This window comes from Streptomyces sp. 7R007 (genome assembly GCF_054850255.1).
In genome coordinates this window covers 36963-62729 of the sequence record NZ_JBTWMV010000030.1, presented here as the reverse complement: position 1 = coordinate 62729, position 25767 = coordinate 36963, and the positions used below count along the sequence as shown (strand labels likewise).

The 25767-nt window shown below is 71.4% G+C and carries 15 protein-coding genes and 2 pseudogenes; 8 read left to right on the top strand and 9 right to left on the bottom strand.

The window, feature by feature from the left end; translation table 11 throughout:
• Positions 1-5: 5 nt before the first annotated feature.
• Entirely contained in the window at positions 6-683 is a 678-nt protein-coding gene (locus tag ACYF6T_RS31040) for a potassium channel family protein (protein ID WP_461700597.1), read from the bottom strand.
• Positions 680-1354, bottom strand: coding sequence for a potassium channel family protein (locus ACYF6T_RS31035; RefSeq protein ID WP_461700595.1), 675 nt, complete (start codon positions 1352-1354; stop codon positions 680-682). The genes ACYF6T_RS31040 and ACYF6T_RS31035 overlap by 4 nt, the downstream gene beginning before the upstream one ends.
• A 389-nt stretch (positions 1355-1743) precedes the next feature.
• Between ACYF6T_RS31035 and ACYF6T_RS31030 the strand changes: the two genes are divergently transcribed.
• The 4 genes and pseudogenes from ACYF6T_RS31030 to ACYF6T_RS31015 form a co-directional block, all read left to right on the top strand.
• Positions 1744-3792 carry an APC family permease gene (locus ACYF6T_RS31030; protein WP_461700593.1) on the top strand — a complete coding sequence of 683 codons (2049 nt, stop codon included), beginning with the start codon at positions 1744-1746 and terminating at the stop codon, positions 3790-3792.
• 89 nt (positions 3793-3881) lie between these two features.
• On the top strand, positions 3882-5210 hold the full coding sequence (locus ACYF6T_RS31025) for a class I SAM-dependent RNA methyltransferase (protein ID WP_461700592.1): 1329 nt from the start codon (positions 3882-3884) through the stop codon (positions 5208-5210).
• 238 nt (positions 5211-5448) lie between these two features.
• Positions 5449-5643, top strand: a pseudogene (locus tag ACYF6T_RS31020) (hypothetical protein); the annotation flags it as partial.
• Positions 5640-6080 (top strand): annotated as a pseudogene (locus ACYF6T_RS31015) (PIN domain-containing protein); the annotation flags it as partial. The pseudogenes ACYF6T_RS31020 and ACYF6T_RS31015, both read left to right, overlap by 4 nt.
• A gap of 330 nt (positions 6081-6410) precedes the next feature.
• Here the strand turns inward: ACYF6T_RS31015 and ACYF6T_RS31010 are convergent.
• A complete protein-coding gene (locus ACYF6T_RS31010) occupies positions 6411-7847 on the bottom strand; it encodes an endo-1,4-beta-xylanase (protein ID WP_461700591.1) in 1437 nt (478 codons plus the stop codon).
• 637 nt (positions 7848-8484) lie between these two features.
• On the opposite strand from ACYF6T_RS31010, the gene ACYF6T_RS31005 reads away from it, so the two are divergent.
• The gene (locus ACYF6T_RS31005; protein ID WP_461700590.1) at positions 8485-9912 is read left to right on the top strand and encodes a non-reducing end alpha-L-arabinofuranosidase family hydrolase; all 1428 of its coding nucleotides are present in this window, start codon (positions 8485-8487) and stop codon (positions 9910-9912) included.
• Positions 9913-10083: 171 nt separating this feature from the next.
• On the opposite strand, the gene ACYF6T_RS31000 is transcribed toward ACYF6T_RS31005, so the two are convergent.
• Complete coding sequence (locus ACYF6T_RS31000; RefSeq protein WP_461700589.1) at positions 10084-10776, bottom strand: GNAT family N-acetyltransferase; 693 nt, start codon at positions 10774-10776, stop codon at positions 10084-10086.
• Between the two features lie 208 nt (positions 10777-10984).
• Between ACYF6T_RS31000 and ACYF6T_RS30995 the strand changes: the two genes are divergently transcribed.
• On the top strand, positions 10985-11779 hold the full coding sequence (locus tag ACYF6T_RS30995) for a methyltransferase domain-containing protein (protein ID WP_461700588.1): 795 nt from the start codon (positions 10985-10987) through the stop codon (positions 11777-11779).
• A gap of 4 nt (positions 11780-11783) precedes the next feature.
• Here ACYF6T_RS30995 and ACYF6T_RS30990 read toward each other — a convergent pair whose 3' ends face one another.
• The 4 genes from ACYF6T_RS30990 to ACYF6T_RS30975 all read right to left on the bottom strand — a co-directional run bounded on the left by ACYF6T_RS30990 (position 11784) and on the right by ACYF6T_RS30975 (position 16984).
• Positions 11784-13160 (bottom strand): glycoside hydrolase family 43 protein, encoded by a 1377-nt coding sequence (locus tag ACYF6T_RS30990; RefSeq protein WP_461700587.1) that lies wholly within the window; start codon positions 13158-13160, stop codon positions 11784-11786.
• A 168-nt stretch (positions 13161-13328) separates the two neighbouring features.
• Positions 13329-14669 carry a jacalin-like lectin gene (locus tag ACYF6T_RS30985; RefSeq protein ID WP_461700586.1) on the bottom strand — a complete coding sequence of 447 codons (1341 nt, stop codon included), beginning with the start codon at positions 14667-14669 and terminating at the stop codon, positions 13329-13331.
• A 152-nt stretch (positions 14670-14821) separates the two neighbouring features.
• A complete protein-coding gene (locus ACYF6T_RS30980; protein ID WP_461700584.1) occupies positions 14822-16414 on the bottom strand; it encodes an MFS transporter in 1593 nt (530 codons plus the stop codon).
• A gap of 87 nt (positions 16415-16501) precedes the next feature.
• Entirely contained in the window at positions 16502-16984 is a 483-nt protein-coding gene (locus ACYF6T_RS30975; protein ID WP_461700583.1) for a MarR family winged helix-turn-helix transcriptional regulator, read from the bottom strand.
• Between the two features lie 279 nt (positions 16985-17263).
• Between ACYF6T_RS30975 and ACYF6T_RS30970 the strand changes: the two genes are divergently transcribed.
• On the top strand, positions 17264-21289 hold the full coding sequence (locus ACYF6T_RS30970; protein ID WP_461700643.1) for a molybdopterin-dependent oxidoreductase: 4026 nt from the start codon (positions 17264-17266) through the stop codon (positions 21287-21289).
• A 13-nt stretch (positions 21290-21302) separates the two neighbouring features.
• Positions 21303-22232 carry an XdhC family protein gene (locus ACYF6T_RS30965; protein ID WP_461700581.1) on the top strand — a complete coding sequence of 310 codons (930 nt, stop codon included), beginning with the start codon at positions 21303-21305 and terminating at the stop codon, positions 22230-22232.
• A 49-nt stretch (positions 22233-22281) separates the two neighbouring features.
• Here ACYF6T_RS30965 and ACYF6T_RS30960 read toward each other — a convergent pair whose 3' ends face one another.
• The gene (locus ACYF6T_RS30960) at positions 22282-25413 is read right to left on the bottom strand and encodes an FAD-binding and (Fe-S)-binding domain-containing protein (RefSeq protein WP_461700580.1); all 3132 of its coding nucleotides are present in this window, start codon (positions 25411-25413) and stop codon (positions 22282-22284) included.
• Between the last annotated feature and the right edge of the window lie 354 nt (positions 25414-25767).

Sequence of the window (25767 nt, the reverse complement as noted above, 5' to 3'; positions counted from 1 at the left end):
GGGGACTAACCCGCCGCGTCCTCGCGCCGCACCGACAGCAGGTCCTCCAGCTGCTCCTCCCGGGCCTGGGCCGCCACGAACAGCAGTTCGTCGCCCGGCTCCAGGGAGTCGTCGTGGGACGGGGTCAGCACCCGGGTGCCGCGGATGATGGTGACCAGGGAGGTGTCCTCGGGCCACTCCACGTCGCCGACCTGGGTGCCGGCCAGCGCCGACTCCTCCGGCAGGGTCAGCTCGACCAGGTTCGCGTCGCCGTGGCTGAAGCGCAGCAGGCGCACCAGGTCGCCGACGCTCACCGCCTCCTCCACCAGGGCGGACATCAGACGCGGGGTGGAGACGGCGACGTCCACGCCCCAGGACTCGTTGAAGAGCCACTCGTTCTTGGGGTTGTTGACGCGGGCGACGACGCGCGGGACGCCGTACTCCGTCTTCGCCAGCAGGGACACGACGAGGTTGACCTTGTCGTCGCCCGTCGCGGCGATCACCACGTTGCAGCGCTGCAGCGCCGCCTCGTCCAGGGACGTGATCTCGCAGGCGTCGGCCAGCAGCCACTCCGCCTGCGGGACGCGCTCGACCGAGATGGCGGTCGGCGCCTTGTCGACGAGCAGGACCTCGTGGCCGTTCTCCAGCAGCTCGCCCGCGATCGAGCGGCCCACCGCACCGGCACCGGCAATGGCGACCCTCATCGGTGACCGCCCTCCTCTTCGGGACCCTTGGCGAAGGACGCCTCGACCTTGTCGACCTCGTCGGTGCGCATCATCACGTGCACCAGGTCGCCCTCCTGCAGCACCGTCTGCGAGGTGGGCAGCATCGCCTCGCCGAGGCGGGTGAGGAACGCCACGCGGACGCCGGTCTCCTCCTGCAGCCTGCTGATCTTGTGGCCGACCCAGGCCGGGGAGGCGTGCACCTCGGCGAGCTGGACGCCGCCGGTGGGGTCGCGCCACAGCGGCTCGGCGCCCGAGGGCAGCAGCCGGCGCAGCATCTGGTCGGCCGTCCAGCGGACGGTCGCCACGGTGGGGATGCCGAGGCGCTGGTAGACCTCGGCGCGCCGGGGGTCGTAGATGCGGGCCGCGACGTTCTCCGCGCCGAACATCTCGCGGGCGACGCGCGCCGAGATGATGTTGGAGTTGTCGCCGCTGGAGACCGCGGCGAAGGCGCCGGCCTCCTCGATGCCGGCCTCGCGCAGGGTGTCCTGGTCGAAGCCGACCCCCGTGACCCGGCGGCCGCCGAATCCGGGGCCCAGCCGGCGGAAGGCGGTGGGGTCCTGGTCGATCACGGCGACCGTGTGCCCCTGTTGCTCCAATGTCTGGGCCAGAGCGGAACCCACTCGTCCGCAGCCCATGATGACGATGTGCACGACCGTCCTTCCGGTGTCCAAAAACTACAGCTCAGCCTCAGGGTCTCAGACCGACGCCCAAGCTACACACGCGCGGTACGACGTCGGCACCCCCGTGCACGGTTGCGCTTGCTCCGTGACGTCAGCGGCGGCTGATGCTGCGGACGCTGGCAAGTGTCAGGATTCCGAGGCCGAGGAGGGTCGCGGCGGCACCGATCAGTTCTGCGGGGGCGTGCATGGGACCTCCAGGGGCGTCGACGGCCGGGAAAGCGGGCGGTGTTTGTCATATAGACACGCGGACGTGGTGAGCTGCGGAATCCGCAGCCGGAGCGGTCTGTGATTTCACTCGGTGGGCAGATCGCGGGTGGCGGGTGGTTGGGCACCCGTTCGAACGCCTACGATGCTCTGTTGTGTCCAAACTGACCGACGTGCCCAAACGGATTCTGATCGGGCGCGCACTGCGCAGTGACCGGCTGGGCGAAACGCTCCTGCCCAAGCGCATCGCCCTCCCCGTCTTCGCCTCCGACCCGCTGTCCTCCGTCGCGTACGCGCCGGGGGAGGTCCTGCTGGTGCTGTCCATCGCGGGCGTGTCGGCGTACCACTTCAGTCCCTGGATCGCCCTCGCGGTCGTGGTGCTGATGTTCACCGTGGTCGCCTCCTACCGCCAGAACGTGCACGCGTACCCGAGCGGCGGCGGCGACTACGAGGTGGCCACCACCAACCTCGGCAACCGGGCCGGCCTGACCGTCGCCAGCGCGCTGCTGGTCGACTACGTGCTGACCGTCGCCGTCTCGATCGCCTCCGGCATCGAGAACCTCGGCTCCGCGATCCCGTTCGTCGTCGAGCACAAGGTCGCCTGCGCGGTGGCGGTGATCGTGCTGCTGACGCTGATGAACCTGCGCGGGGTCAAGGAGTCCGGCAAGCTCTTCGCGATCCCGACGTACGTCTTCGTCGGCGGCGTCTTCGTCATGATCGCCTGGGGCGCGTTCCGCGGGCTGGTCCTCGGCGACACCATGCGGGCGCCGACCGCCGGGTACACGATCAAGGCCGAGCACCAGGGGCTCGCCGGATTCGCGCTGGTCTTCCTGATGCTGCGCGCCTTCTCCTCCGGCTGTGCCGCGCTCACCGGCGTCGAGGCGATCTCCAACGGCGTGCCCGCCTTCCGCAAGCCCAAGTCGAAGAACGCGGCGACCACGCTCGCCATGATGGGCCTGCTCGCGGTGACCATGTTCTGCGGGATCATCGCCCTCGCCCTGACCACCAAGGTCCGCATGGCCGAGAACCCGGCCACCGACCTGCTCAAGCACGGCGTCGGCGTCGGCTCCGGCTATGTGCAGAACCCGGTGATCACCCAGGTCGCCGAGGCCGTCTTCGGCAAGGGCAGCTTCTTCTTCGTGGTGCTGGCCGCGGCCACCGCCCTCGTCCTCTTCCTGGCCGCCAACACCGCCTACAACGGCTTCCCCGTCCTCGGCTCGATCCTCGCCCAGGACCGCTACCTGCCCCGCCAGCTGCACACCCGCGGCGACCGCCTCGCCTTCTCCAACGGCATCGTGCTGCTGGCCGGCGCGGCCACCCTGCTGACGATCATCTACGGCGCCGACTCGACCCGGCTGATCCAGCTCTACATCGTCGGCGTGTTCGTCTCCTTCACGCTCAGCCAGACCGGCATGGTCCGCCACTGGAACCGCCACCTGGCCGTCGAGAAGGACCCGGCCAAGCGCAGCCACATGATCCGCTCCCGCGCGATCAACACCTTCGGCGCGTTCTTCACCGGCCTCGTCCTGGTGGTCGTCCTCGTCACCAAGTTCACGCACGGCGCCTGGGTGGCCCTGCTGGGCATGGTCATCTTCTACGTCACCATGACCGCGATCCGCCGCCACTACGACGGCGTCGCCGCGGAGCTCGCGGCCCCCGAGGGTCCCAGCGACGACAGCCTGCGCCCCTCCCGCGTCCACTCCGTCGTCCTGATCTCCAAGATCCACCGCCCCGCGCTGCGCGCCCTCGCCTACGCCAAGCTGATGCGCTCCGACACCCTGGAGGCGCTCACCGTCAACGTCGACCCGGCGGAGACGAAGATGCTGCGCGAGGAGTGGGAACGGCGCGGGATCGACGTGCCGCTGAAGGTGCTCGACTCGCCGTACCGCGAGATCACGCGGCCGATCATCGAGTACGTCAAGGGGCTGCGCAAGGAGTCGCCGCGGGACGCGGTGTCCGTGATCATCCCCGAGTACGTGGTCGGTCACTGGTACGAGCATCTGCTGCACAACCAGAGCGCGCTGCGGCTCAAGGGCCGGCTGCTGTTCACGCCCGGTGTCATGGTGACGTCGGTGCCGTACCAGCTGCAGTCCTCGGAGGCGGCGAAGGCGCGGGCCCGCAAGCGGCAGGAGTGGAGCGCGCCGGGTTCCGTGCGGCGGGGGCCGGCGGAGGCACGGGCGAAGGAGCCGTCGAGCCGGACGTAGACTGGTGGGCTGTCGTCCCGGCCGGCGCGCCCAGCGGTCTCGCCGGGGCGTCCCCCCGTTCCCTCTCGACGTTGTGGAGTCACCCCGCCATGCAGGCAGAACAGAAGAAGTCGCTGGTCGGGGAGGAGTACGAGGTCGAGGTCGGCCCCGTCGCCCACGGCGGGCACTGCATCGCCCGGACGTCCGAGGGCCAGGTCCTGTTCGTCCGGCACGCGCTGCCCGGCGAGCGGGTCGTGGCCCGGGTCACCGAGGGCGAGGAGGGGGCCCGCTTCCTGCGTGCCGACGCCGTCTCGGTGCTGGAGGCGTCCAAGGACCGCATCGAGGCGCCCTGTCCCTACGCCGGTCCCGGCCGCTGCGGCGGCTGCGACTGGCAGCACGCCAAGCCGGGGGCGCAGCGGCGGCTGAAGGGCGAGGTCGTCGCGGAGCAGCTGCGGCGCCTGGCCGGGCTCACTCCCGAGGAGGCCGGCTGGGACGGCACGGTGATGCCGGCCGAGGGCGACAAGCTGCCGGCGGGGCAGGTGCCGCAGTGGCGGACGCGGGTGCAGTACGCGGTCGACGCGGACGGCCACGCCGGTCTGCGCCGCCACCGCTCGCACGAGGTGGAGCCCATCGACCACTGCATGATCGCCGCGGAGGGCGTCAGCGAGCTGGGCGTCGAGAAGCGGGACTGGAGCGGCATGGCGTCCGTCGACGCGATCGCGGCGACGGGCTCGCAGGACCGGCAGGTCATCCTCACGCCCCGCCCCGGCGCCCGGCTGCCGATCGTCGAGCTGGACCGGCCGGTGTCGGTGCTGCGGGTCGGCGAGAAGGACGGCGGGGTGCACCGGGTGCACGGCCGCCCCTTCGTCCGCGAGCGCGCGGACGGCCGCACGTACCGGGTCGGCAACGGCGGCTTCTGGCAGGTCCACCCGAAGGCGGCGCAGACCCTGGTGACGGCGGTCATGCAGGGCCTCCTCCCGCGCAAGGGCGAGACCGCGCTCGACCTGTACTGCGGTGTCGGCCTCTTCGCCGGCGCCCTCGCCGACCGCCTCGGCGACCAGGGCGCGGTCCTCGGCATCGAGTCCGGCAAGCGGGCCGTGGAGGACGCGCGGCACAACCTCGCCGACTTCGACCGCGTCCGCATCGAGCAGGGCAAGGTGGAGACGGTCCTGCCGCGCACCGGCATCACCGAGGTCGACCTGATCGTCCTCGACCCCCCGCGGGCGGGCGCGGGCCGCAGGACGGTCGACCACCTCTCCTCCCTGGGCGCCCGCCGCATCGCCTACGTGGCCTGCGACCCGGCGGCGCTGGCACGGGACCTGGCGTACTTCCGGGACGGGGGGTACCGGGTGCGGACGCTGCGGGTGTTCGACCTGTTTCCGATGACCCATCACGTCGAGTGTGTCGCGATCCTCGAACCGGCCGCGAAGGGTTCCTGACCTGGCGCCGCTGTGCTGCTCAGGAACCGAGGCTCCGGCGGCGGGCACGGAACGTGTACCCAACCGTGTTGCTCCTCATCTGCGCGGCGAAGGTGCGACGGTCCTTGACGGAACGTCCGCAGGCGAGACGTAGGTCAATGCTCACGCAGCGCTTCTCGGTTCCATGGCCCCCGTCCCGCGGTGATCGTGAGGCCGCGCTACGGCAGGGCGCGGGGCGGCGCTGGGGTCTGGACCCGCCCGGGGTGTAAGCGAGGCCGAGATCATCCGTCAGGGCATCCACCTTGCGGCCATGGCGAACCGGGTCTGGGACGAGCCGCTGTTCTCGCGCACCTTCGAGGGGCCGGGGCGTACGCTGCCCAGGTCGGCAGTCCGCGACACGGTCGCCGATGCGGTCCGGCGTGAGACCGGCTCGGGCTCCGGATCCGCCGAGTGATCATTGTCGTCGCCGATACGTCCGGCCTTCTGGCAGCGCTGGATTCGGCTCACCCGGAACACCGGGCGGCGAACGAGGCCATCATGGCGGCGGGCCTGCTGGTCATGTCTCCGCTCCTGCTGGCCGAACTGGATCACGTGGCGACGCGCGAGCTCGGCAGGGAGGCTGCCGTCAGCGCGGTCGACGACCTTCGGCGCTGGATGAGCCGGGGTCGTGTCGTCCTGCCGGAGATCACGGAAGACCACCTGGGCGCCGCCCAGTCCGTTCGTGTCCGCCACCGCGCGCTGGACCTCGACCTCGCCGACGCGGTGAACGTGGCGCTTGCCGCCGACTACGACACGGACGCGATTCTCACCCTCGACCGACGGGACTTCCGGGCCGTACACCCGTTGGGCCGTTACAAGGCGTTCCGGGTACTCCCCGACGACCTCCCGCTCCGACGCAGGACCCTCGACGGTCAAGTGTCCGCTCCCACAAGCGGCTTGTGCCCTGCCCGGGCAGCAACGGCACCCCGATGGAAACAAGCCCCAGGCCACTGACCTGGGGCTTCAATAACGCCTTTAGGGGCACGCTATGGGCGCGGCCTGCGGGAAGGTCCGCCATTCGGAGACCGAGAAGGACTCGACAGCCCGGCATACCCTCGCCCATGGAGCCGACGACACGCACCCTCGCGGATGCACATTCCCACGCTGTCGATCGGCTCCCAGTGGGGAGAAGCCGCGCCGTGGGCTGTCGCGGCTTCCCCTCTTCGTTTGTGGCAGGTCCCCTCAGGTGCGGGTCCACCGTTGGTTGGTGCCGTTCGAGCAGGAGTAGAGCTGGATCAGGGTGCCGTTGGCGGTGCCGGCTCCGACGGCGTCGAGGCAGAGTCCGGACTGGACGCCGACGATGGAACCGTCGGAGTTCAGGCGCCACTTCTGGTTGTCGCCGCCCCAGCAGCTGTAGATCTGCACCTTGGTGCCGTTGCCCGTGCCGGCGGCGTCCAGGCACTTGTTGCCGTAGACCCTGAGTTCACCGGCGTCGGTGACCGTCCACTGCTGGTTGGTGGCGCTGTTGCAGTCCCACAGCTGGACCTGGGTGCCGTCGGTGGTACTGGCGTTGGGCACGTCCAGGCAGCGTCCCGAGCCGACGCCCTTGATCTGTCCGCCTCCCGTGGGGGGAGGCGTGGTGGTGGAGCCACCGTTGAGCGCGTTGAGGACGGCGGTGTAGGCGGGCTTCTTGCTGCCGTCGCCGTTGAACAGCAGCGGTGTGTCACCCGACCGCCAGGAGTCGCTGTCGCGCACGCCCCAGACGGTGATGCCGAGGCAGCGCGAGACGGCCAGGCAGTCGTTGGTCACGTTGGCGTAGGTCGTGGACGAGGCGCCCTGGATGTCGAGTTCGGTGATGGCCACGTCGACGCCGAGGGCGGCGAAGTTCTGCAGCGTGGTGCGGAAGTTGCTGTTGTAGGGGCTGCCGCTGTTGAAGTGCGACTGGAACCCGACGCAGTCGATCGGCACGCCGCGCTGCTTGAAGTCCCGGACCATGTTGTACACGCCCTGGGTCTTGGCCCAGGTCCAGTTCTCGATGTTGTAGTCGTTGTAGCAGAGCTTGGCCGCGGGATCGGCGGCGCGCGCGGTGCGGAAGGCGACCTCGATCCAGTCGTTGCCGGTGCGCTGGAGGTTGGAGTCCCGGCGGCCGCCCGAACCGTCGTCCGCGAAGGCCTCGTTGACGACGTCCCATTGGGCGATCTTGCCCTTGTAGTGGGCCATCACGCCGTTGATGTGGTCGATCATCGCCTGGCGCAGCGAGCTGCCGCTGAGGCTCTGCATCCAACCGGGCTGCTGGGAGTGCCAGGCCAGCGTGTGACCGCGCACCTTCTTGCCGTTCTGCACGGCCCAGTTGTAGACGCGGTCGCCGGCGGTGAAGTTGAACTGGCCCCGCTGTGGCTCGGTGGCGTCGATCTTCATCTCGTTCTCGGGCGTGACCATGTTGAACTCACGGTTCGCGATGGTCGTGTAGGCCGAGTCCCCCAGCCTGCCCGAGGCGATGGCGGTGCCGAAGTAGCGGCCGCTCTGTGCCGCCGCGGCGCCGAGCGTGCTCTCGGCGGCGTGCGCCTTCGGCGGCGCGACCAGTGCGGTGACCAGACCGAGGACGCCGACGACCAGGGCCAGGAGCAGGCCGCGGGTCTTCCGGCGGACAACGGATCTGGGAAGGGCGTACGAGCCCATGACAGTTCCTCCGAGGTAGGAATCGCTGATCAACTGAAGCGCAGGGGAGTGCGTCGTCGGCCGTCGGGCCCGACGTACGGCGGGCGGCGGGCGTGTTCCACGTCCCGACGGAACCTCACCGGAACGGAACGGGGTGGCGCAGATGACGTGGTGCGCGGGTCTGCCCTGGCAGCTGGTCGCTGACCTGCCGTGCGGCATGGATCGCCCGGGCCGGTACAGCCCGGAATCTCGAACCAGGGCCGGCTGTCCCAGACAGGAATCATTGAGGCCTGACCGTGGATCGTCAATACTCTTCGCTGAGAAGTTTCCGATTGGTGAACGAAACTTTCGGTCACAACAAGTGAACGGTGATCCGCCGGTGTCGGCTGAGTGTGGAAGTTCCGGCGCTACGGGCACGGGGGCGGGCTTGGCCGAGAGCGCTTGGCGGCGTGGCGCGCGCCGGCTGGCATGCAGGAGGGCGAATGTTTCGACGCGGAGGGCGATACATGCGAGAGGTATTGACGCCGTTCACCGGTTCCCTATCATTCCGGTTGCTCGACGCTTCGACGCTTGTTCGACATGACGAACACTCTGAGCTGCTCCATCGCACGACCGGAACCGCCTACTCAAGGTCTAGCTCAAGGTCTAGGGAGTATCCATGCGCAGAGGAAGTTCCAGCCGAAGGCATCCGTCTGTGGTGCTCGCCGCCATGGTCGCGGCCCTGGCGGCGCTGGCGGCGATACTTGTCGCCGCCCCGGCTCAGGCGGCTTCCAGCGGCGCCTTGCGCGGCGTCGGTTCCGGCCGGTGTCTCGATGTGCCGGGCGCCAGCCAGACCGACGGCACGTATCTGCAGATCTACGACTGCTGGGGCGGGACCAACCAGCAGTGGACGTTGACGGACAGCAACCAGCTCACCGTGTACGGCAACAAGTGCCTGGATGTTCCGGGCCACGCCACCGCGGCCGGTACCCGGGTGCAGATCTGGACCTGCTCCGGCGGTGCGAACCAGCAGTGGCGGGTGAACTCCGACGGCACGGTTGTCGGCGTGGAGTCCGGGCTGTGCCTGGACGTCACGGGCTCCGGTACGGCCAACGGCACGGCGGCGGAGATCTGGACGTGCAACGGGGGCAGCAACCAGAAGTGGACCGGCCTGTCCGGGACGACCTCGCCGGGGGACGGCACGTGTTCTCTGCCGTCGACATACCGGTGGACGTCGACGGGTGCGTTGGCGCAGCCGGCGAACGGGTGGGTCTCGCTGAAGGACTTCACCAACGTCGTCTACAACGGCCAGCACCTCGTCTACGGGTCCAACGTGTCGGGATCGTCGTACGGCTCGATGGCGTTCGCTCCCTTCACCAACTGGTCGGACATGGCATCGGCTCGCCAGACCGGGATGAACCAGGCCGCGGTGGCGCCCACGCTGTTCTACTTCGCGCCCAAGAACATCTGGGTGCTGGCCTACCAGTGGGGTTCATGGCCCTTCATCTACCGCACGTCGAGCGACCCGACCAACCCCAACGGCTGGTCCGCGCCGCAGCCGCTGTTCACCGGCAGCATCTCCGGCTCCGGCACCGGACCGATCGACCAGACACTGATCGCCGACGACCAGAACATGTACCTGTTCTTCGCCGGTGACAACGGCAAGATCTACCGGGCGAGCATGCCGATCGGGAACTTCCCGGGCAACTTCGGCTCCTCGTACACCACGGTCATGAGCGACTCGACGAACAACCTGTTCGAGGCGGTGCAGGTCTACAAGGTGCAGGGCCAGAACCAGTACCTCATGATCGTCGAGGCGATCGGCGCGAACGGGCGCTACTTCCGCTCGTTCACGGCCTCCAGCCTGAACGGCACGTGGACCCCGCAGGCCGCCAGTGAGAGCAACCCCTTCGCGGGGAAGGCGAACAGCGGCGCCACGTGGACCAACGACATCAGCCACGGCGACCTGGTCCGCAACAACCCCGACCAGACCATGACCATCGACCCCTGCAACCTGCAGTTCCTCTACCAGGGCAAGTCCCCCTCCGCGAGCGGTCCCTACGACCAACTGCCCTGGCGGCCCGCTGTCCTCACCCTGCAGCGCTGAACCTGCCTGTGTACCTCGCCGACGGCCGGCCTCACCCGGATCGGGGCCGGCCGTCGCCTTCGCCACCGTGAAGCAGCGCCGGGAAGCCGACGCATCACGTGGAGTGCGCGGCGGGTTCTGGAGCCTGCCGGAAAGGGACGCTGAAGCGGGGCCGTTGACGCGGGGCCGCTGTCACGGTGTGCGGAAGCCGCGGAAGGTCACTTGGGCGCGGGTGGTGAAGCCGAGGCGTTCGTAGAGGGTGATCGCCGCGGTGTTCGTCTCGGCGACGTGCAGGAACGGGCGTTCGTTCCGGGAGAGGACGCGGGCGGCGAGGGCCGTCACCAGGCGGGCGGCGTGGCCCCGGCCGCGCGCCTCGGGGGCCGTGCACACGGCGCTGATCTCGGTCCAGCCCGGAGGGCGCAGGCGTTCGCCGGCCATGGCGACCAGGCGGCCGTCGACGCGGACGCCGAGGTAGGTGCCGAGTTCGTGGGTGCGCGGCCAGAACGGTCCCGGTTCGGTGCGCGCGGCGAGGGCGAGCATCTCGGGCACGTCGGCCGCGCCCAGTTCGACCACGCCGCCGGTGTCGGCGCGGACGGGGCGGGCGCCGGGCCAGATCATCTGCCGGCCCTCCAGGGTGAAGACCGGCTCCCAGTCCGGCGGCGGGGTCGCCGGGCAGCTGAACATGTCGGCGAAGGCGCCGCTGCCGAGCAGGCGGGCGAGGTCAACCCAGTCGGCCGGGTCCGCGGTGGGGGAGAGCGCCGAGAAGGTCGCGACGTCCGGGAGGTAGGTGGCGGCGCGGCCGAGCCGGCGGGCGAGGGCCGCGTGAGCGCCGCGCAGGGACTCGCCCACCGGGTCGTCGAGGGGGGCGGTGTCCGCGCTCGTCATCGTGCCGGGCCTTTCGGGGGTCGGGTGCGGGCCGGGGCGGACCTCGCGTCGGTCCGTACGGATTCTCCCCGACGGTCTCCCTGACGGCTTCGCGGCCTCCACCGGAAGGTGGCGGTACCGGAGGTACCTCTCCGTCGTTGTCCCGGTGAGCGCATCATGTGAAGCGTTCCGCGCCCGACAGCGCCCCGCCCCGAGAGGAAGGAACGCCGTGGCCGACTACTCACTCGTCCTCAGTGACTCGGAGATCGAGCGGTACCGGCTCATGGCCGAGATCGCCGAGCGGCGCGAGCGGGACCTCTGGGCGGAGGCCGGAGCCGTTCCCGGGGCGCGGATCGCCGACGTGGGCTGCGGGCCCGGCGCGATCGCCGTACGGCTGGCCGCGCTCGCCGCCCCGGACGGTGCCGTATGGGCCGTGGACCGGGACGGCGACGCGGTGGCCGTCGCCGAGGCGCTCGCGGAGCGGGCCGGTGTGGACGTGCGGACCGCCGTCGCGGCGGCCGACGACACGGGGCTGCCCGCCGGCACCTTCGACCTGGTGATGCTCCGGCATGTCCTGGCCCACAACGGCGGCCGGGAGCAGGCGATCGTCGACCATCTCGGCACGCTGGTCCGGCCCGGCGGCGGCGCGGTGTACCTCGTCGACATCGACGTGACGTCGTCCGGACTGCGCGGGGCGCCGCCGGAGTTCGACGAGATGGACCGGTGCTACCGCGAGATGCACCGGCAGCGGGGCAACGACCTGACCGTGGGCAGGCGGCTCGACGAACTCCTCGTCGCCGCCGGTCTGGACGTCGTCGCCTACGAGGGACACATCAACGTCGTCACCCCGCCGCCCGGCATGCGCGGTCCCGCCTGGGCCGCCCGCGACACCCTGGTCGCCGAAGGCGTCGCCACGGCGGACGACGTCGCCCGCTGGGACGAGGCCTTCCGCCGTGCCGAACAGGACACCGGCCGGCTGCGCTTCTTCGCCTCGTCCTTCGTGGCGGTGGGGCGGCGCGCGTGAGGCGCTAGTAACCGACGTGGAACGTCGCGTCCTGCCGGTCCGTGGCCGTGGAGACCGGGTCGATGCGCAGGACGTAGTCGAAGTGGCGGATGTAGCGGGTGGGGTAGTTGTACGACCGGAACGACGACCAGGTCGACTGCGCCAGGCCCGCCGTACGGTAGAAGGTCGCGTCCGCGGCGAACGTCGACGTGCCGTCGTTGACGTCGAGTCGGAGCTGGTAGTCGTAGTGGCGCAGGTAGCGGGTCGGGTAGTTGACTGACTGGAAGGAGACGCCCGAGGAGTCCGCGAGGCCCGGGACCAGCTTCCACTCCGAGTCGGGGTACGGATCGATCGGATACTCGTCGATCCGGCCGACGAAGTCGCTGTGGCGGACGTAACGGGCCGGGTGGTTGTAGGACTTGAGGCGGTTCCAGGCCGGAGTCCCCCAGTACGCCAGCAGGTTGGAGTACTCCGTCGACGTGATCGAACGGATGCCGCAGTGCTTGGAGTTGACCGGCTGGGTGTAGGTCCTCTGGTCCAGGGCGGTCCAGGTGCCCGACGACAGGTCGGCGGACTGCCAGACGTAGAAGACGCCGTTGGGCGTGTACGTGTCGCCGTAGAGGTACCAGGTGTTCGAGGTGAGGGACTTCACCAGTTCCGGGGCCTCGGTGCCGCCGTGCGAGACGGCCGTGCCGAACTCCGTGAAGCTGCCCGGGTCGAGTGAGGTGGAGCGGGCGCCCACGAGGGTCTGGTCCTTCTTGAAATAGAGGTAGTTGTAGCCGTTCATGCCCACGGCCATGTCGCCGTCGATGACGTCGTAGCCGGGGTCGAAGAAGACCTGCGGGTCGGAGGCGGTGAGGAAGTCGCTGGTGTAATTCACCATGATGACGTTGTGGCCGCTGTCGTCGACGGCCGAGTAGATCACCGCGTACCGGCCCCGGCTCGCGTCCCAGAACGCCTCCGGCGCCCAGGCGTGGGTGTCCATGTCGTGCAGCTTCAGCCGGTGGTAGCCGGTGAAGGTGCGCAGGTCGGTGGAGAACCAGACGTGGATGTACTGGCTGACGTACGTCCAGTCGGTGCCCTTGAGGTCGGTGGCGATGACGACGAACGTGCCGTCCTGCTTGCGCAGGATGAACGGGTCGCGCAGGCCCAGGTCGCCCTCGGTGGGCGTGACGACCGGGTTGTTCTGGTTCAGCGGCGTCCACTCCAGCGCGTCCTGGCTGACGGCGAGGTGGAGACCGTAGTCGGTGCCGTCGCCCAGCGAGGTCGACTCGGTGAAGTAGCACATCACGTACGCCGAGTCGGCCGCGTGCGCGGTGCCCGCGCCGAGGCTCAGCGCGCCGGTCGCGGCCAGCGGAGTGGTGGCCGCGAGGCCGAGGAAATGACGGCGGGAGGGGGCCATGCGTGCTCCAAGGGGTGTGCGGGGGCCCTTAAGGACGGCAAGCGTTGGTCGATATTCTGAACAAGGTTCGGATGGTCGGTCAGAAGGTAGGGCGTGGCCATGTGCGCGTCAATCACCTCGGCCATCTTTGGTGATTCCTGTGCGCACCGGCCACGCCCGCCAACTCCCTTACCGCTGCGTGTAGATGAAGCCGATCTTGTCGACCTCGTCCCCGGCGCGGCCGTGGAACCCGGCGATCTGCCAGCCCGACGGCGCGGTACGGGTGACGCAGTCGGAGGTGGTGGTGCCGCCGGCCAGGGTGCGGCCCAGGTTGGTCGTGTACTTGGCGTAGAAGATCCGCGTGTGGCTGTTGTACTGGCCCTCGCAGAGGTACGCCGTGGTCACGTACTCCCCGCTGCCCAGCGTCAGCGACGACGCCGTGCCGCCCGTGCCGCCGTGGGTGAGCGTGGTGCCGCCGGCCAGGGTGAGGCCCATCTGGTCGACGCGGGAGCCGGAGCGCAGCGTGATCGCCGTGGCACGGGCGCCGGCCGGGACGCTGTCGATGTCGTTGAAGTAGTCGCCGTGCGGTCCGCCGAACTGGTCGCTGAGCTGGAATGCGGAGGTGCGCGACCAGGAGAAGTTCACCGTGATCGGGTCGTGGTCGGAGAGCATCAGCCCGCCGTCCGTCAGGAACTTGGCGTGCTCGTTGTTGTAGTAGGTCGCGTTGAGCGAGACCAGCTTGCTGCCGCGGTAGAGGACCTTGTCGACGACCTCGCAGGTGTTGGGCACGGTCGCCCCCGACTGGTCGCACACCAGCGCGTCGCTGCCCTTGGCCGGCGCCGAGCCGCCGCGGATCAGCTGGACCCAGGCGTCGGTGAGCCCGTTGGCCGAGGCGAACTCGGCGATGGTGTCGGCCGAGCGCGTGTAGCGGGTGTTGGTGTCGCCCATGACCACGACGGCGTTCCCGGCCGAGTGGGTGCTGATGAAGTCCGTGAGCTGGTTGAGGTTGTCGGCGCGGGATGCCTCGTCGCCGTCGTTCGTGCCCGCGTTGGTGTGCAGGTTGTAGAAGTCGACGTACACGCCCTCGGCGAGCCGCTCGCGCATGAACGTGAAGCCCTTGGGGGTCAGGCAGTCGCCGGAGTCGAGCTGGCAGGAGTTCCAGCCGACCCGCTCGAAGTCGTCCACGTCGTACGGGATCTTGGAGAGTGTGTTGAGGCCGTCGCCGATGCCCGCCCCGCCGCTGGTCGGCGTCCGGTAGGTGTGCGCGGTGTCGCCCGCGTAGAGGTAGGCGTGGTAGTTGAAGTCCTCCTCGACATGGACGACGTCGTACGGCGCGATCCGCTGGCCGATCGCCGTGCTGCTGGTGTCGCGGGGTGTCGAGGCGCTGGACAGGCCCTCGGGCAGCCCGGCCACGTTGTAGCTGAGGACGCTGAAGCTGCCCGAGTCGGCGGCGGCCGCGGACGGGGCGGTGGCGGTGAGCCCGCCGAGGGTCGCGGCCGCCGTCGCGAGGATGGCGAGGAGTCTTCGCATGAGGGTGTCCTCCTGGAGGGGGTAAGCGGTTGCGGTGGGGACCATCGCAGAAGTTACCGCCGGTTACCCTTCTTTCAGAAGGAGTTGGGGTTTCCTGTGCGGGACCGTTGGGTGTCCCCGCCCGTCGGCACCCGTCGGCCGGCGAGGGCCCGTCAGTGGCCCGCGGGTGCCTCGGAGCGCCGTACACCCGCCGCGGCCACCACCGCGCCCGCGACGCACAGCACCCCCGCGACCAGCACGCTGGCGTGCACGCCGTTCATGAACGCCTGGTGACTGCCTTCCGCGACCGCCGACTTGAGCCGCGCGGGCATCTCCCCGGAGACCGGGGCGACGCCCAGGGCGACCGCGTCCTTCGCCCCGGCCAGCCCGGCCGCCGTCGCCGCCGGCACCCCCGCCGACGTCAGCTCGCCGGTCAGCGTGGACCCGACCCGGCTGCCGATCAGCGAGACCAGCACCGACGTGCCCAGCGCGCCGCCGATCTGCAGCGCCGTCGCCTGCAGGCCGCCCGCGACACCGCCGTCCCGGACCGGCGCGTTGCCCACGATGGCGTCGGAGGAGGACGCCATCACCATGCCGACGCCCAGACCGAGGGCGATGAACGGCGGCCACATCGCCGTGTACGAGGAGTGCGCGCTCCAGCCGAGCATCGTGAAGCACGCGATCGCCTGGAGCGACATGCCCAGCGGCATGGTGAAGCGGGGTCCGAACCGTTCGGTGAGCGCGGCGCCCAGCGGGGAGGCCACCACCGACGCCAGGCTCAGCGGCAGGGTGCGCACCCCGGCCTCGACCGGGGTGAAGCCGCGCACGTTCTGCAGGTAGAGCATGACGAAGAAGATCACGCCGAGCAGGACGAAGAAGTTGAGTGCGGTGACGACCGCGCCGATCGTCAGCGCCGGGTTGCGGAACAGGCGCATGGGCAGCAACGGCGCGGCGTGCCGGGCCTCGTGGCGGCCGAAGACGACGACGAGGACGACACCCGCCGCGATCGCGCCCAGCGTGCCGCCCGAAGTCCAGCCCCACGTCTCGCCCTTGACGACGCCGAACACCACGGCGAGCAGCCCCAGGGCCAGCAGCACGACCCCGACGAGGTCGAACTTCTCGCCCGCGGCGGCCGAGTTGCGGCTCTGCGGCAGCACGACGGCGCTGAAGACCAGCGCGGCGACACCGATGGGGGCGTTGATGTAGAACACCGACTCCCAGTCGACGTGCTGCACGAGCAGGCCGCCGACGATGGGGCCGAGCGCGGTGGAGACCGAGGAGACCATGGCCCAGATGCCCACCGCCATGCCGAACTTGCGCGGCGGGAACACCGCCCGCAGCAGGCCGAGCGTGTTCGGCATCAGCAGCGCGCCGAAGAAGCCCTGCAGCGCGCGGAAGACGACGACGCCCGTGATGGACCCCGATAGGCCGATGGCGACCGACGAGAGGGTGAAGCCCACGACGCCGGTCAGGTAGAAGGTGCGGCGCCCGAACCGGTCGCCCAGCTTGCCGCCGAGGATCAGGGTGGCGGCGAGCGCGAGCAGGTAGGCGTTGGTGACCCACTGGAGGTCGGCGGTGGACGCGTTCAGGTCGCGGCCGATCTCGGGGTTGGCGATCGAGACGACGGAGCCGTCGAGGCCGACCATGAAGAGGCCGAAGGCGACGGCGACCAGTGTCAGCCAGGGGTTGGCCCGCAGGCCGTGCGGCTGCCCGGCGGGCGGGGCGTGGGTGGCGGGTGTGGTGGAGACGGGGGTGGCGGAGGGCATGCCGGTGCCTGTCCTTCGTACGTGGGTGTCGAGAGGTGCGCGCCGGCCGGAGAGCGGGCGCGGGGAACCGCCCGCCGGCCGGGGGGCTCAGCGGGCGGTGCGGTGAAGGTGCCGGTCGAGTGCCGTCAGGGCGCCCAGCGCGGAGCCGAGGGCGGCCAGTTCGCCCTCGGTCAGTTCGCGCAGCGCGTCCGCGACGTGGGTGCTCATGAGCGCGTTGACCGCGGCGAGCCGCGCCCGCGAGGTCGGGGTGAGGTGGAGGTGGGCGACCCGCTTGTCGGCGGGGTCGGGCCGGCGCTCCAGCAGTCCCTGCTCGGTCATCTGCGTGACCAGCGCGCTGACGTTGTTCGGCTTCATCAGCAGTGCCTCGGCCGCCTCGCGCACGGTCACGCCGTCCTGGGCCTCGACGTGCCGGAGCAGCGCGATCTGGGCCTCGGGGGGCTTGGGGTGCGGGAAGTCCTGGCCGACGCGCCGGTCGAGCACCCGGGCCAGCGCGGGCAGGCACGCCACGAGGCCGGCGGCCACGTGGTCGATGTCCTGGGCGTCCGGGGCGGACGCGGTGCGCTGGGGCATGTGCGCAGCGTACGTATGACCAGATACCTATGTCAACATAGGCAATCCGGGGACGGCAGCCCTCTCACATCGCACCGCTCACTCCTGTGCGTCCGGCGTAACCCCTGCCGACCGGCTCAGGAGACACCCGTGTAATGGGCATTTCGTACGGTCGCCACAGCTCCACCCGCACGGGACGATCAGGGAAGGCAGGGGGTGCCCGTGGCCGCGCCCGACTCGCGGAACGCCGACACGAGGAAGGTGCGGACGGTCTGCTCCTACTGCGGTGTGGGCTGCGGCATGGTCCTCGACATCGGCATGGGTCCGGACGGACGCCGTACGGTCCTGAAGGCGTCCGGCGACAAGGACCACCCCGCGAACCGCGGCCGGCTGTGCACCAAGGGCGCCACCACGGCCGACCTGCTCGCCGCGCCGGGACGGCTGGCCACGGCCCTGGTCCGCCCCGAGCGGGGCGAGGAACCGGTGCCGACCGGGACCGACGCGGCGGTCAGGGAGACCGCGCGGCGCCTGCGCGCCGTCATCGACGAGCACGGCCCCGACGCCGTCGCCTTCTACGTCTCCGGGCAGCTGAGCCTGGAGGCGCAGTACCTGGCGAACAAGCTGGCCAAGGGGTTCGTCCGCACCAACCAGATCGAGTCGAACTCCCGGCTGTGCATGGCGAGTGCCGGCACCGGCTACAAGCTCTCGCTCGGCGCCGACGGCCCCCCGGGCTCGTACCGGGATCTCGACCGCGCCGACCTCTTCCTCGTCATCGGCTCCAACATGGCCGACTGCCACCCCATCCTGTTCCTGCGCATGATGGACCGGGTGAAGTCGGCCGGCGCCAGGCTCGTCGTCGTCGACCCGCGCCGCACCGCCACCGCCGCGAAGGCCGACCTGTTCCTGCAGATCAGGCCCGGCACCGATCTCGCCCTGCTCAACGGCCTGTTGCACCTGCTGCACGAGAACGGGCACACCGACGCCGACTTCATCGCCCGGCACACCGAGGGCTGGGAGGAGATGCCGGCCTTCCTCGCCGACTACCCGCCCGCCGCCGTCGCCGAGATCACCGGCATCCCCGAGGCCGACCTCCGCGAGGCGGCCCGGCTGATCGGCGAGGCGGGGGAGTGGACCAGCTGCTGGACGATGGGGCTCAACCAGTCCACGCACGGCACCTGGAACACCAACGCCCTGATCAACCTGCACCTGGCCACCGGCGCCATCTGCCGTCCCGGCAGCGGGCCGTTCTCCCTCACCGGCCAGCCCAACGCCATGGGCGGCCGGGAGATGGGCTACATGGGCCCGGGGCTGCCCGGCCAGCGCTCGGTGCTGGTCGACGAAGAGCGGGCGTTCACCGAGGAGTTGTGGCGGCTGGAGCCCGGGACGCTGCGCGCCGACGGCGTCGGCAAGGGCACCGTGGAGATGTTCCGGAAGATGGCCGACGGGCAGATCAGAGCCTGCTGGATCATCTGCACCAACCCGGTCGCCTCCGTCGCCAACCGCAGGACGGTCATCGAGGGCCTGGAGGCCGCCGAGTTCGTCGTCACCCAGGACGTCTTCGCCGACACCGAGACCAACGCCTACGCCGACGTCGTGCTGCCCGCCGCGCTGTGGACCGAGACCGAGGGCGTCCTGGTCAACAGCGAGCGCAACCTCACCCTCGCCCGCCCGGCCGCCGATCCGCCGGGCGAGGCGACGGCCGACTGGCGGCTCATCGCGGCCGTCGCGCGGGAGATGGGCTACGCGGAGGGATTCTCGTACGAGAGCGCCGAGGAGATCTTCGAGGAGATCAAGCGGTTCTGGAACCCCAGGACCGGCTGGGACCTGCGCGGGGTGACGTACGAGCGGCTGCGCCGGACGCCCGTGCAGTGGCCGGCGGCGAGCGAGGAGGGCCCCGACCGCAATCCGGTGCGGTACGTGGACGAGGACGGCTCGCTCACCTTCCCCACCGCGAGCGGGCGTGCCGTCTTCTTCGCCCGTCCGCACATCCCGCCCGCCGAGATGCCCGACGACGACTACCCGTTCGTCCTCAACACCGGGCGCCTGCAGCACCAGTGGCACACGCTGACCAAGACGGCGAAGGTGCCCCAGCTGAACAAGCTCGACCCCGGGCCCTTCGCGGAAGTGCACCCGCGCGACGCCGCCGCGCTCGGCATCGCCGACGGCGACTCGGTGGAGGTCGCCTCGCGGCGCGGCCGGGCGGTGCTCCCCGCGGTGGTCACCGTCCGTGTGCAGCCGGGGAGTTGCTTCGCGCCGTTCCACTGGAACGACCTGTTCGGCGAGTACCTCAGCGTCAACGCGGTCACCAGCGACGCCGTCGACCCGCTGTCCTTCCAGCCCGAGTTGAAGGTGTGCGCGGTGTCGCTGACCAAAGCGGCCACGGCGGTCACGGTCCGCACACCGGCGACCGTGCGAACGCCCCTCGCCGACCCGGCGGTCGCCACCGCCGCCGCCGGTCCCTTCGGGCTCGAACCGGCTCCGCCGCCGGTGCTCACCGCACGGGAACGGCAGTACCTGGTGGGCTTCCTCGCCGGCATCCCCTCCGGTTCACCGGGCGTTCCGGTGCTGCCGCCGTCGGCGCCCTTCAGCCCCGAGCACGCCCTGTGGGTCAACGGCGTGCTGGCCGGCATGTACTCACGGGCCGCCGAGACCGTCGGAGCGGCGGCCGCCGTGCCGGGCCGTGAGGTCGTCGTCCTGTGGGCCTCCCAGACCGGCAACGCCGAGGACTTCGCCGCCACCGTCGCCGAGCGGCTGAAGACCGTCGGGCACGCCGCGTCCCTGCTCGGCATGGACGAGGCCGACCCCGCCGCGCTGCCGCCCGGCGCGGACCTGCTGCTGGTCACCAGCACCTTCGGCGACGGCGACGCCCCCGACAACGGCGCCGGCTTCTGGGAGACCCTGGCCGCGCCCGGCACCCCGCGCATGGAGGGGCGGCGCTACGCCGTCCTCGCCTTCGGCGACTCGTCGTACGACGACTTCTGCGGCCACGGCCGCCGCCTGGACCGGCGCCTGGACGAACTGGGCGCACTGCGCCTGGCCCCCCGCACCGACTGCGAACCGGACTTCGAGGACGCGGCGCACGCCTGGCTCGACCGGGTCCTCACGGCCCTGTCCGGCGCCCCGGAACCCGCCGCCGCCCCCGCCCCGGCCACCGCGCCGGCCGGGACACCGGCCGCCCCCGCCCCGCCCGCCCCGCGCCCGAGGAAACCGTCCCCCGTCACCGCCCGCCTCACCGGCAACCGCCTCCTCAGCCTCCCCGGCGCCGGCAAGGAGGTCCGCCGGTTCACCTTCGACACCCGCGACAGCGAGACCCCGCTGCTCTACGAGGCCGGCGACGCGCTCGGCGTCCAGCCGCTCAACTCCCCTGCCCTGGTGGCGGAGTGGCTGACCGTCGCCCGACTGGACGCCGGCAGCGCGGTGGAGGTGACCGGCGTGGGGGAAGTGCCCCTGTCCGAAGCCCTGTCACGGCACCTGGACATCACCCGGATCACCCCCGGCCTGCTCCGTTTCACCGCCGAACGCGCCCACGACCCGAGGGAGTTGAAGAAGCTCCTGCGGCCCGGCAACAAGGGCGAGCTGGCGAAGTGGTCCTGGGGCCGGCAGGCCGTCGACGTGGTCGCCGAGTACGGCGTACGGGCGTCCGCCCAGGAGTGGGCCGAGGTGCTCGGCCGGCTCCAGCCCCGCCTGTACTCCATATCGTCCAGCCCGCTGACCGACCCCCACCTGGTCTCCCTGACCGTGTCCGTCGTCCGCTACGAGAACCTGCACGGCCGCCCCCGCCACGGCGTCTGCTCCCCCTTCCTCGCCGACGCCGAACCCGGCACCCCGGTGCCCGTGCACGTCCAGCGCGCCGCGCACTTCCGGCCGCCCGCCGACGCCGCCACACCGATGGTCATGGTCGGCCCCGGCACCGGCGTCGCGCCCTTCCTCGGCTTCCTGGAACAGCGCCGCGCCCTCGGCCACCGGGGCCCCAACTGGCTGTTCTTCGGCGAACAGCACCGGGCCACCGACTTCTACTACGAGCAGGAGCTCACCGGCTTCCTCGCCGACGGCACCCTCGACCGCCTCGACACCGCCTTCTCCCGCGACCAGCGCGCCAAGGTCTACGTCCAGGACCGGATGCGCGAGCACGGCCCGCTGCTGTGGTCCTGGCTGCAGGACGGCGCCCACTTCTACGTCTGCGGGGACGCCTCCCGCATGGCCAAGGACGTCGACCAGGCGCTGCGGGACATCGCCGCCGTGCACGGCGGCCTCGACGAGGCGGGGGCGGCGGCCTACGTCAAGCAGCTGGCGGCCGACAAGAGGTACGTACGGGACGTGTACTGACTAGGCTGACGGCATGCGCGAACTGGCGGACACGGCACGACGGTGGGCGGCGGAGAGGCGTGAGGCCGTGCTGGCGCGGCCCGTCACCGAGCGGGGCTTCGGGCCCCGGCACCCCGCCGACGCGCTCCTGATCGACACGGACGGCGGCTGTCACGGCACGCTCTACCAGGGCGCCTTCGACGGGCGGCTGGCCGCCGAGGCCGCCGCGCTGCCCGCCGGGCACACGGCCCGGGTCTGCGCCGTCGCCGTGCACGACGAGGGCGTGACGCAGGCCGGGCTCACCTGCGGGGGACAGGCCGAGATCCTGCTCCAGCGGCTCGACGCCGTACCGGCCCGCTGGTGGGAGCTGCTCGCCGAGGGAGCTGACGCGGCCCTGCTCACCCGGCTGGACGAGGAGCGCACGCGGGCCGTCAGCGAGGTCGTCACCGCCGGCACGCGCTCCGAGGCCGCCGACCGGGCCCGCGCCCTGCTCGCCCGGCACCGCGCCGGCCGCGAGACGTCCGCCGCCGACGCCGGGCTCGTGCTCGTCGAGACCTGCCCCGCCGTCCCGCACCTCGTCATCGTCGGCGGCGGCGAACTCGCCGGACTCCTCACCGCGCAGGCGGACTTGCTGGGCTGGCAGGCCACCGTCACACCGGCCGCGCAGGAGGCCGCGAAGGCGCTCCGTGAGCGCCCCGGCGCCTGCCTGGTCCTGCTCAGCCACGAGCCCGACGTCGACGTCCCGACCCTGCACACGGCCCTGACCTCGGGCATCGCGTACGTCGGCGCCCTGGGCTCCCGGCACACGCAGGAGCGCCGCGCGGCGGGTCTGCGCGCGGCGGGCCTGTCCGACGAGCACCTCGCCCGCGTCCACGGCCCCATCGGCCTCGACATTGGCGCCCGGACCCCGGCGGAGACGGCGCTGGCGATCTGCGCGGAGGTGCTGGCGGCGCTGGGACGGTAGCCGCCACCGCGCTCGACGCCACACCCTCGTCACGGGACCGCGCGCCGCCTCACCGCCGAGCCGCGCGCATCACCCCGGCCACTCCCGCCACGCCGGCCGCCGCAAGGCCGGCCGCCCCCGCCAGGGCCGCCGTCCTGGCCCAGCGGCCCGGCGGGGTCGGGCGGGCCTCCGGCGCCGTGGCGTAGGCGCTGCCGTGGGCGGTGCCGGGGAGGGCGGAAGCGAGGAGTTCGGCCAGGTGGACACCCTCGTGGGCGCCGGAGTCGAACTCGTGGATCTGGGTGCGGCAGCTGAAGCCGTCGGCCAGGACCACCGTGCCGGCGTCCTCGGACCGCAGCCGGGGCAGCAGCACCCGTTCCGCGCACGCCTTGCTGACGTCCAGGTGGCCACGCTCAAAGCCGAAGTTGCCCGCCAGCCCGCAGCAGCCGGCCTCCAGGCGTTCCACGTCGACGCCGGCCCGCCGCAGCAGCTTCTGGTCGGCCTCCCAGCCGAGCACCGCGTGCTGGTGACAGTGCACCTGCGCCAGCGCCCGCGCCGACCGCTCCGGCACCTGCGGCGGCTCGTAGCCGGGGCTGTGCTCGGTGAGGAGTTCGGCGAACGTGACCGTCTGGTCGCGCAGCCGGCGCACGTCCCGGTCGCCGGGGAACAGCTCGCCCATGTCGGAGCGGAAGACGGTCGTACAGCTCGGCTCCAGCCCGACCACCAGCCCGCCGGCCCGCACATGCGGCGCGAGCCGGCGCACGGTACGGCTCAACACCCGCTCGGCGACGTCCAGTTGCCCGGTCGAGATCCAGGTCAGCCCGCAGCACAGCGGCTCCTGCGGCAGCTCCACCCGCCAGCCCGCGCGCTCCAGCACCTCCACGGCCGCCTGTCCGATGTGCGGGTGGAAGAAGTTGGTGAAGGTGTCCGGCCACAGCAGCACGCTGCCGCGCGCCCCGTCGCCGTACGGCTCCCGCCGTCCCGCGAACCACTGCTGCAGCGTCCGCGGCGCGAACAGCGGCACCTCCCGGTCCTCGACGCCCGCGAGCGCGACGGCCGCCCTGGACAGGGGCGGGGTGTGGGTGAGCGCGTTGACGACGGGGCCGAGACGGGCGCGGCCGACCGCCTGGGCGACGGCCGGCAGCCAGCCCATGGAGAAGTCGGAGCGCGGCCTGCGCCAGGGCCGTCCCTCGTAGTGGTGGGACAGGAACTCCGCCTTGTACGTGGCCATGTCGACGTCGGCCGGGCAGTCCTGCTTGCAGCCCTTGCACGCCAGACACAGATCGAGGGCGTCCCGGACCGCCTCCGAGCGCCAGCCGTCGCGGATCGCGCTGTCGCCGTGCCCGTCGAGCATCTCGAACAGCAGCCGCGCCCGGCCCCGTGTGGAGTGCTCCTCCTCCCGTGTGACCTGGTAGGACGGACACATCACGGACCCGCCCTTGTTGGTCAGCTGGCGGCACTTGCCCACGCCCACACACCTGTTGGCGGCCTCGGCGAACGAGTGCCCGTCGTCCGGGAAACGGAAGTGCAGGTCACGAGGGTCGTACGGGGCCCAGTCGCTGCCCAGGCGCAGATTCTCGTCCAGCTTGTACGGCGCCACGACCTTCCCGGGGTTCATCCGGTCCAGCGGGTCGAAGACGGCCTTCAACCGCCCGAAGGCCTCCACGAGTTCGTCCCCGAACATGCGCGGCAGCAGCTCGCCCCGGCTCTGCCCGTCGCCGTGCTCGCCGGAGAAGGACCCGCCGAACTCCACGACCAGGTCGGCGGCGCGCTCCATGAACCGCCGGTAGTGCGCGACCCCGTCCGCGCTGTACAGGTCGAAGGGGATCCGGGTGTGCACACAGCCCTGCCCGAAGTGGCCGTAGAGACTGGGCCCGGTGTCGGTCAGGTACCCGAACTCGTCGAACAGGGCGCGCAGTCGGCGCAGGTACTCGCCCAGCCGGTCGGGCGGCACCGCCGAGTCCTCCCAGCCCTCGAAGGTGTCGGGGTGGCCCGGGATGTGCGCGGTGGCGCCGAGCCCGGCCTCGCGCACCTGCCACAACTGGTCCTCGTGCGTGGGGTCGTCGAGGAAGGCGACCTCGGCGTCGTGCTCGGACTCGTTGAGCCCGGCCAGCATCCGGTGCGCCCGCTCGTCGGCCTCCTCGACCGTGTCGCCGCCGAACTGCACCATCAAGTAGGCGTTGCCGTCGGGGAGTTCGGCGAGCGCCTTCTCGTTGAGGTGCTTGATCCGCTCGTCCCTGATCAGCCGCGCGTCCACGCCCTCCAGCGCGATCGGCTCGTACGGCAGGATGGCCGGGACCGCGTCGGCGGCCACGGAGATCTCCGGGAAGCCGAGCACCACCAGCGTGCGTTCCCTGACCACCGGCACCAGCTCCAGCTCCGCCCGCAGCACGGTGACGAGCGTGGATTCGCTGCCCACCAGGAGTCCGGCGACGTCGAAGTCGTGCTCGGGCAGGAGGGAGTCCAGGTTGTAGCCGGAGACGCGGCGCGGGATGTCGGGGTAGCGGCGGCGGATCTCGTCGGCGTACCGGTCGCGCAGGGCGCGCAACTGCCGGTAGACGGCGGCCCGTAGATCGCCCTGCCGCTCGATCTCGGCGTACTCCTCGTCGCTGGTCTCGCCGCACCAGAAGCGCGTGCCGTCGTAGAGCAGCACCTCCAGGCGGGCGATGTTGTCGACGACCTTGCCGTGCGCCTGGGCGGTGGCGCCGCAGGAGTTGTTGCCGATCATGCCGCCGATGCAGCAGTTGGCGTGGGTGGCGGGTTCGGGACCGTAGCGCAGGCCGGTGGGGGCGAGCTGCCGGTTGAGGTCGTCGAGGACGATGCCGGGCTGCACGACGCAGGTGCGGGCCTGTTCGTCCACGGACTCGATGCGGTGGCAGTACTTCGACCAGTCGATCACCACGGCCGTGTTGCAGCACTGCCCGGCGAGGCTGGTCCCACCGCCCCGCGACAGCACGGGTGCGCCGTGCTCGCGCGCGACGGCGACGGCTTCGGCGGCCGCGTCGGGGGTACGGGGGACGACCACGCCGATCGGGGTCTGCCGGAAGTTCGAGGCGTCCGTGGCGTACGCCGCGCGGCTCCCGGCGTCGAACCGCACCTCGCCGTCGACGCGGTCACGCAGCGCGGCCTCCAGCCGGTCCGGGTCGACCGGGGGTGCGGTCCCGGTGCGGCGGACGACGGGTTCGGGCAGGTCCAGCGCGCCCATGGAGCCCTCCTGAAATCACCGACGCGACAACGACACGGGCCCTCCGAGTACCCACCCCCACGGGACCAACCCGCACGCACCGGGGGAGGGGCGGGGGACCAACGGACCGTTTGAGGAGGCGGGGAGACGACGGGAGCCGGGGTGGGGTGGGGGAGGGCTTGGGAGGGGCGGGTGGTGTGTGGGAGAGGGAGGGCTAAGGGAGGCGGGTGGTGTGGGGTGAGAGGAGGGCTGAGGGAGGCCGATGGTGCGTGGGTGGGAGGGAGGACTGTGGGCGGCTGGTGGTGCGTGGGTGGGAGAGCCCATGGGAGGCGGGTGGTGTGAGTGAGAGGAGGGCTGAGGGAGGCCGGGGGTGCG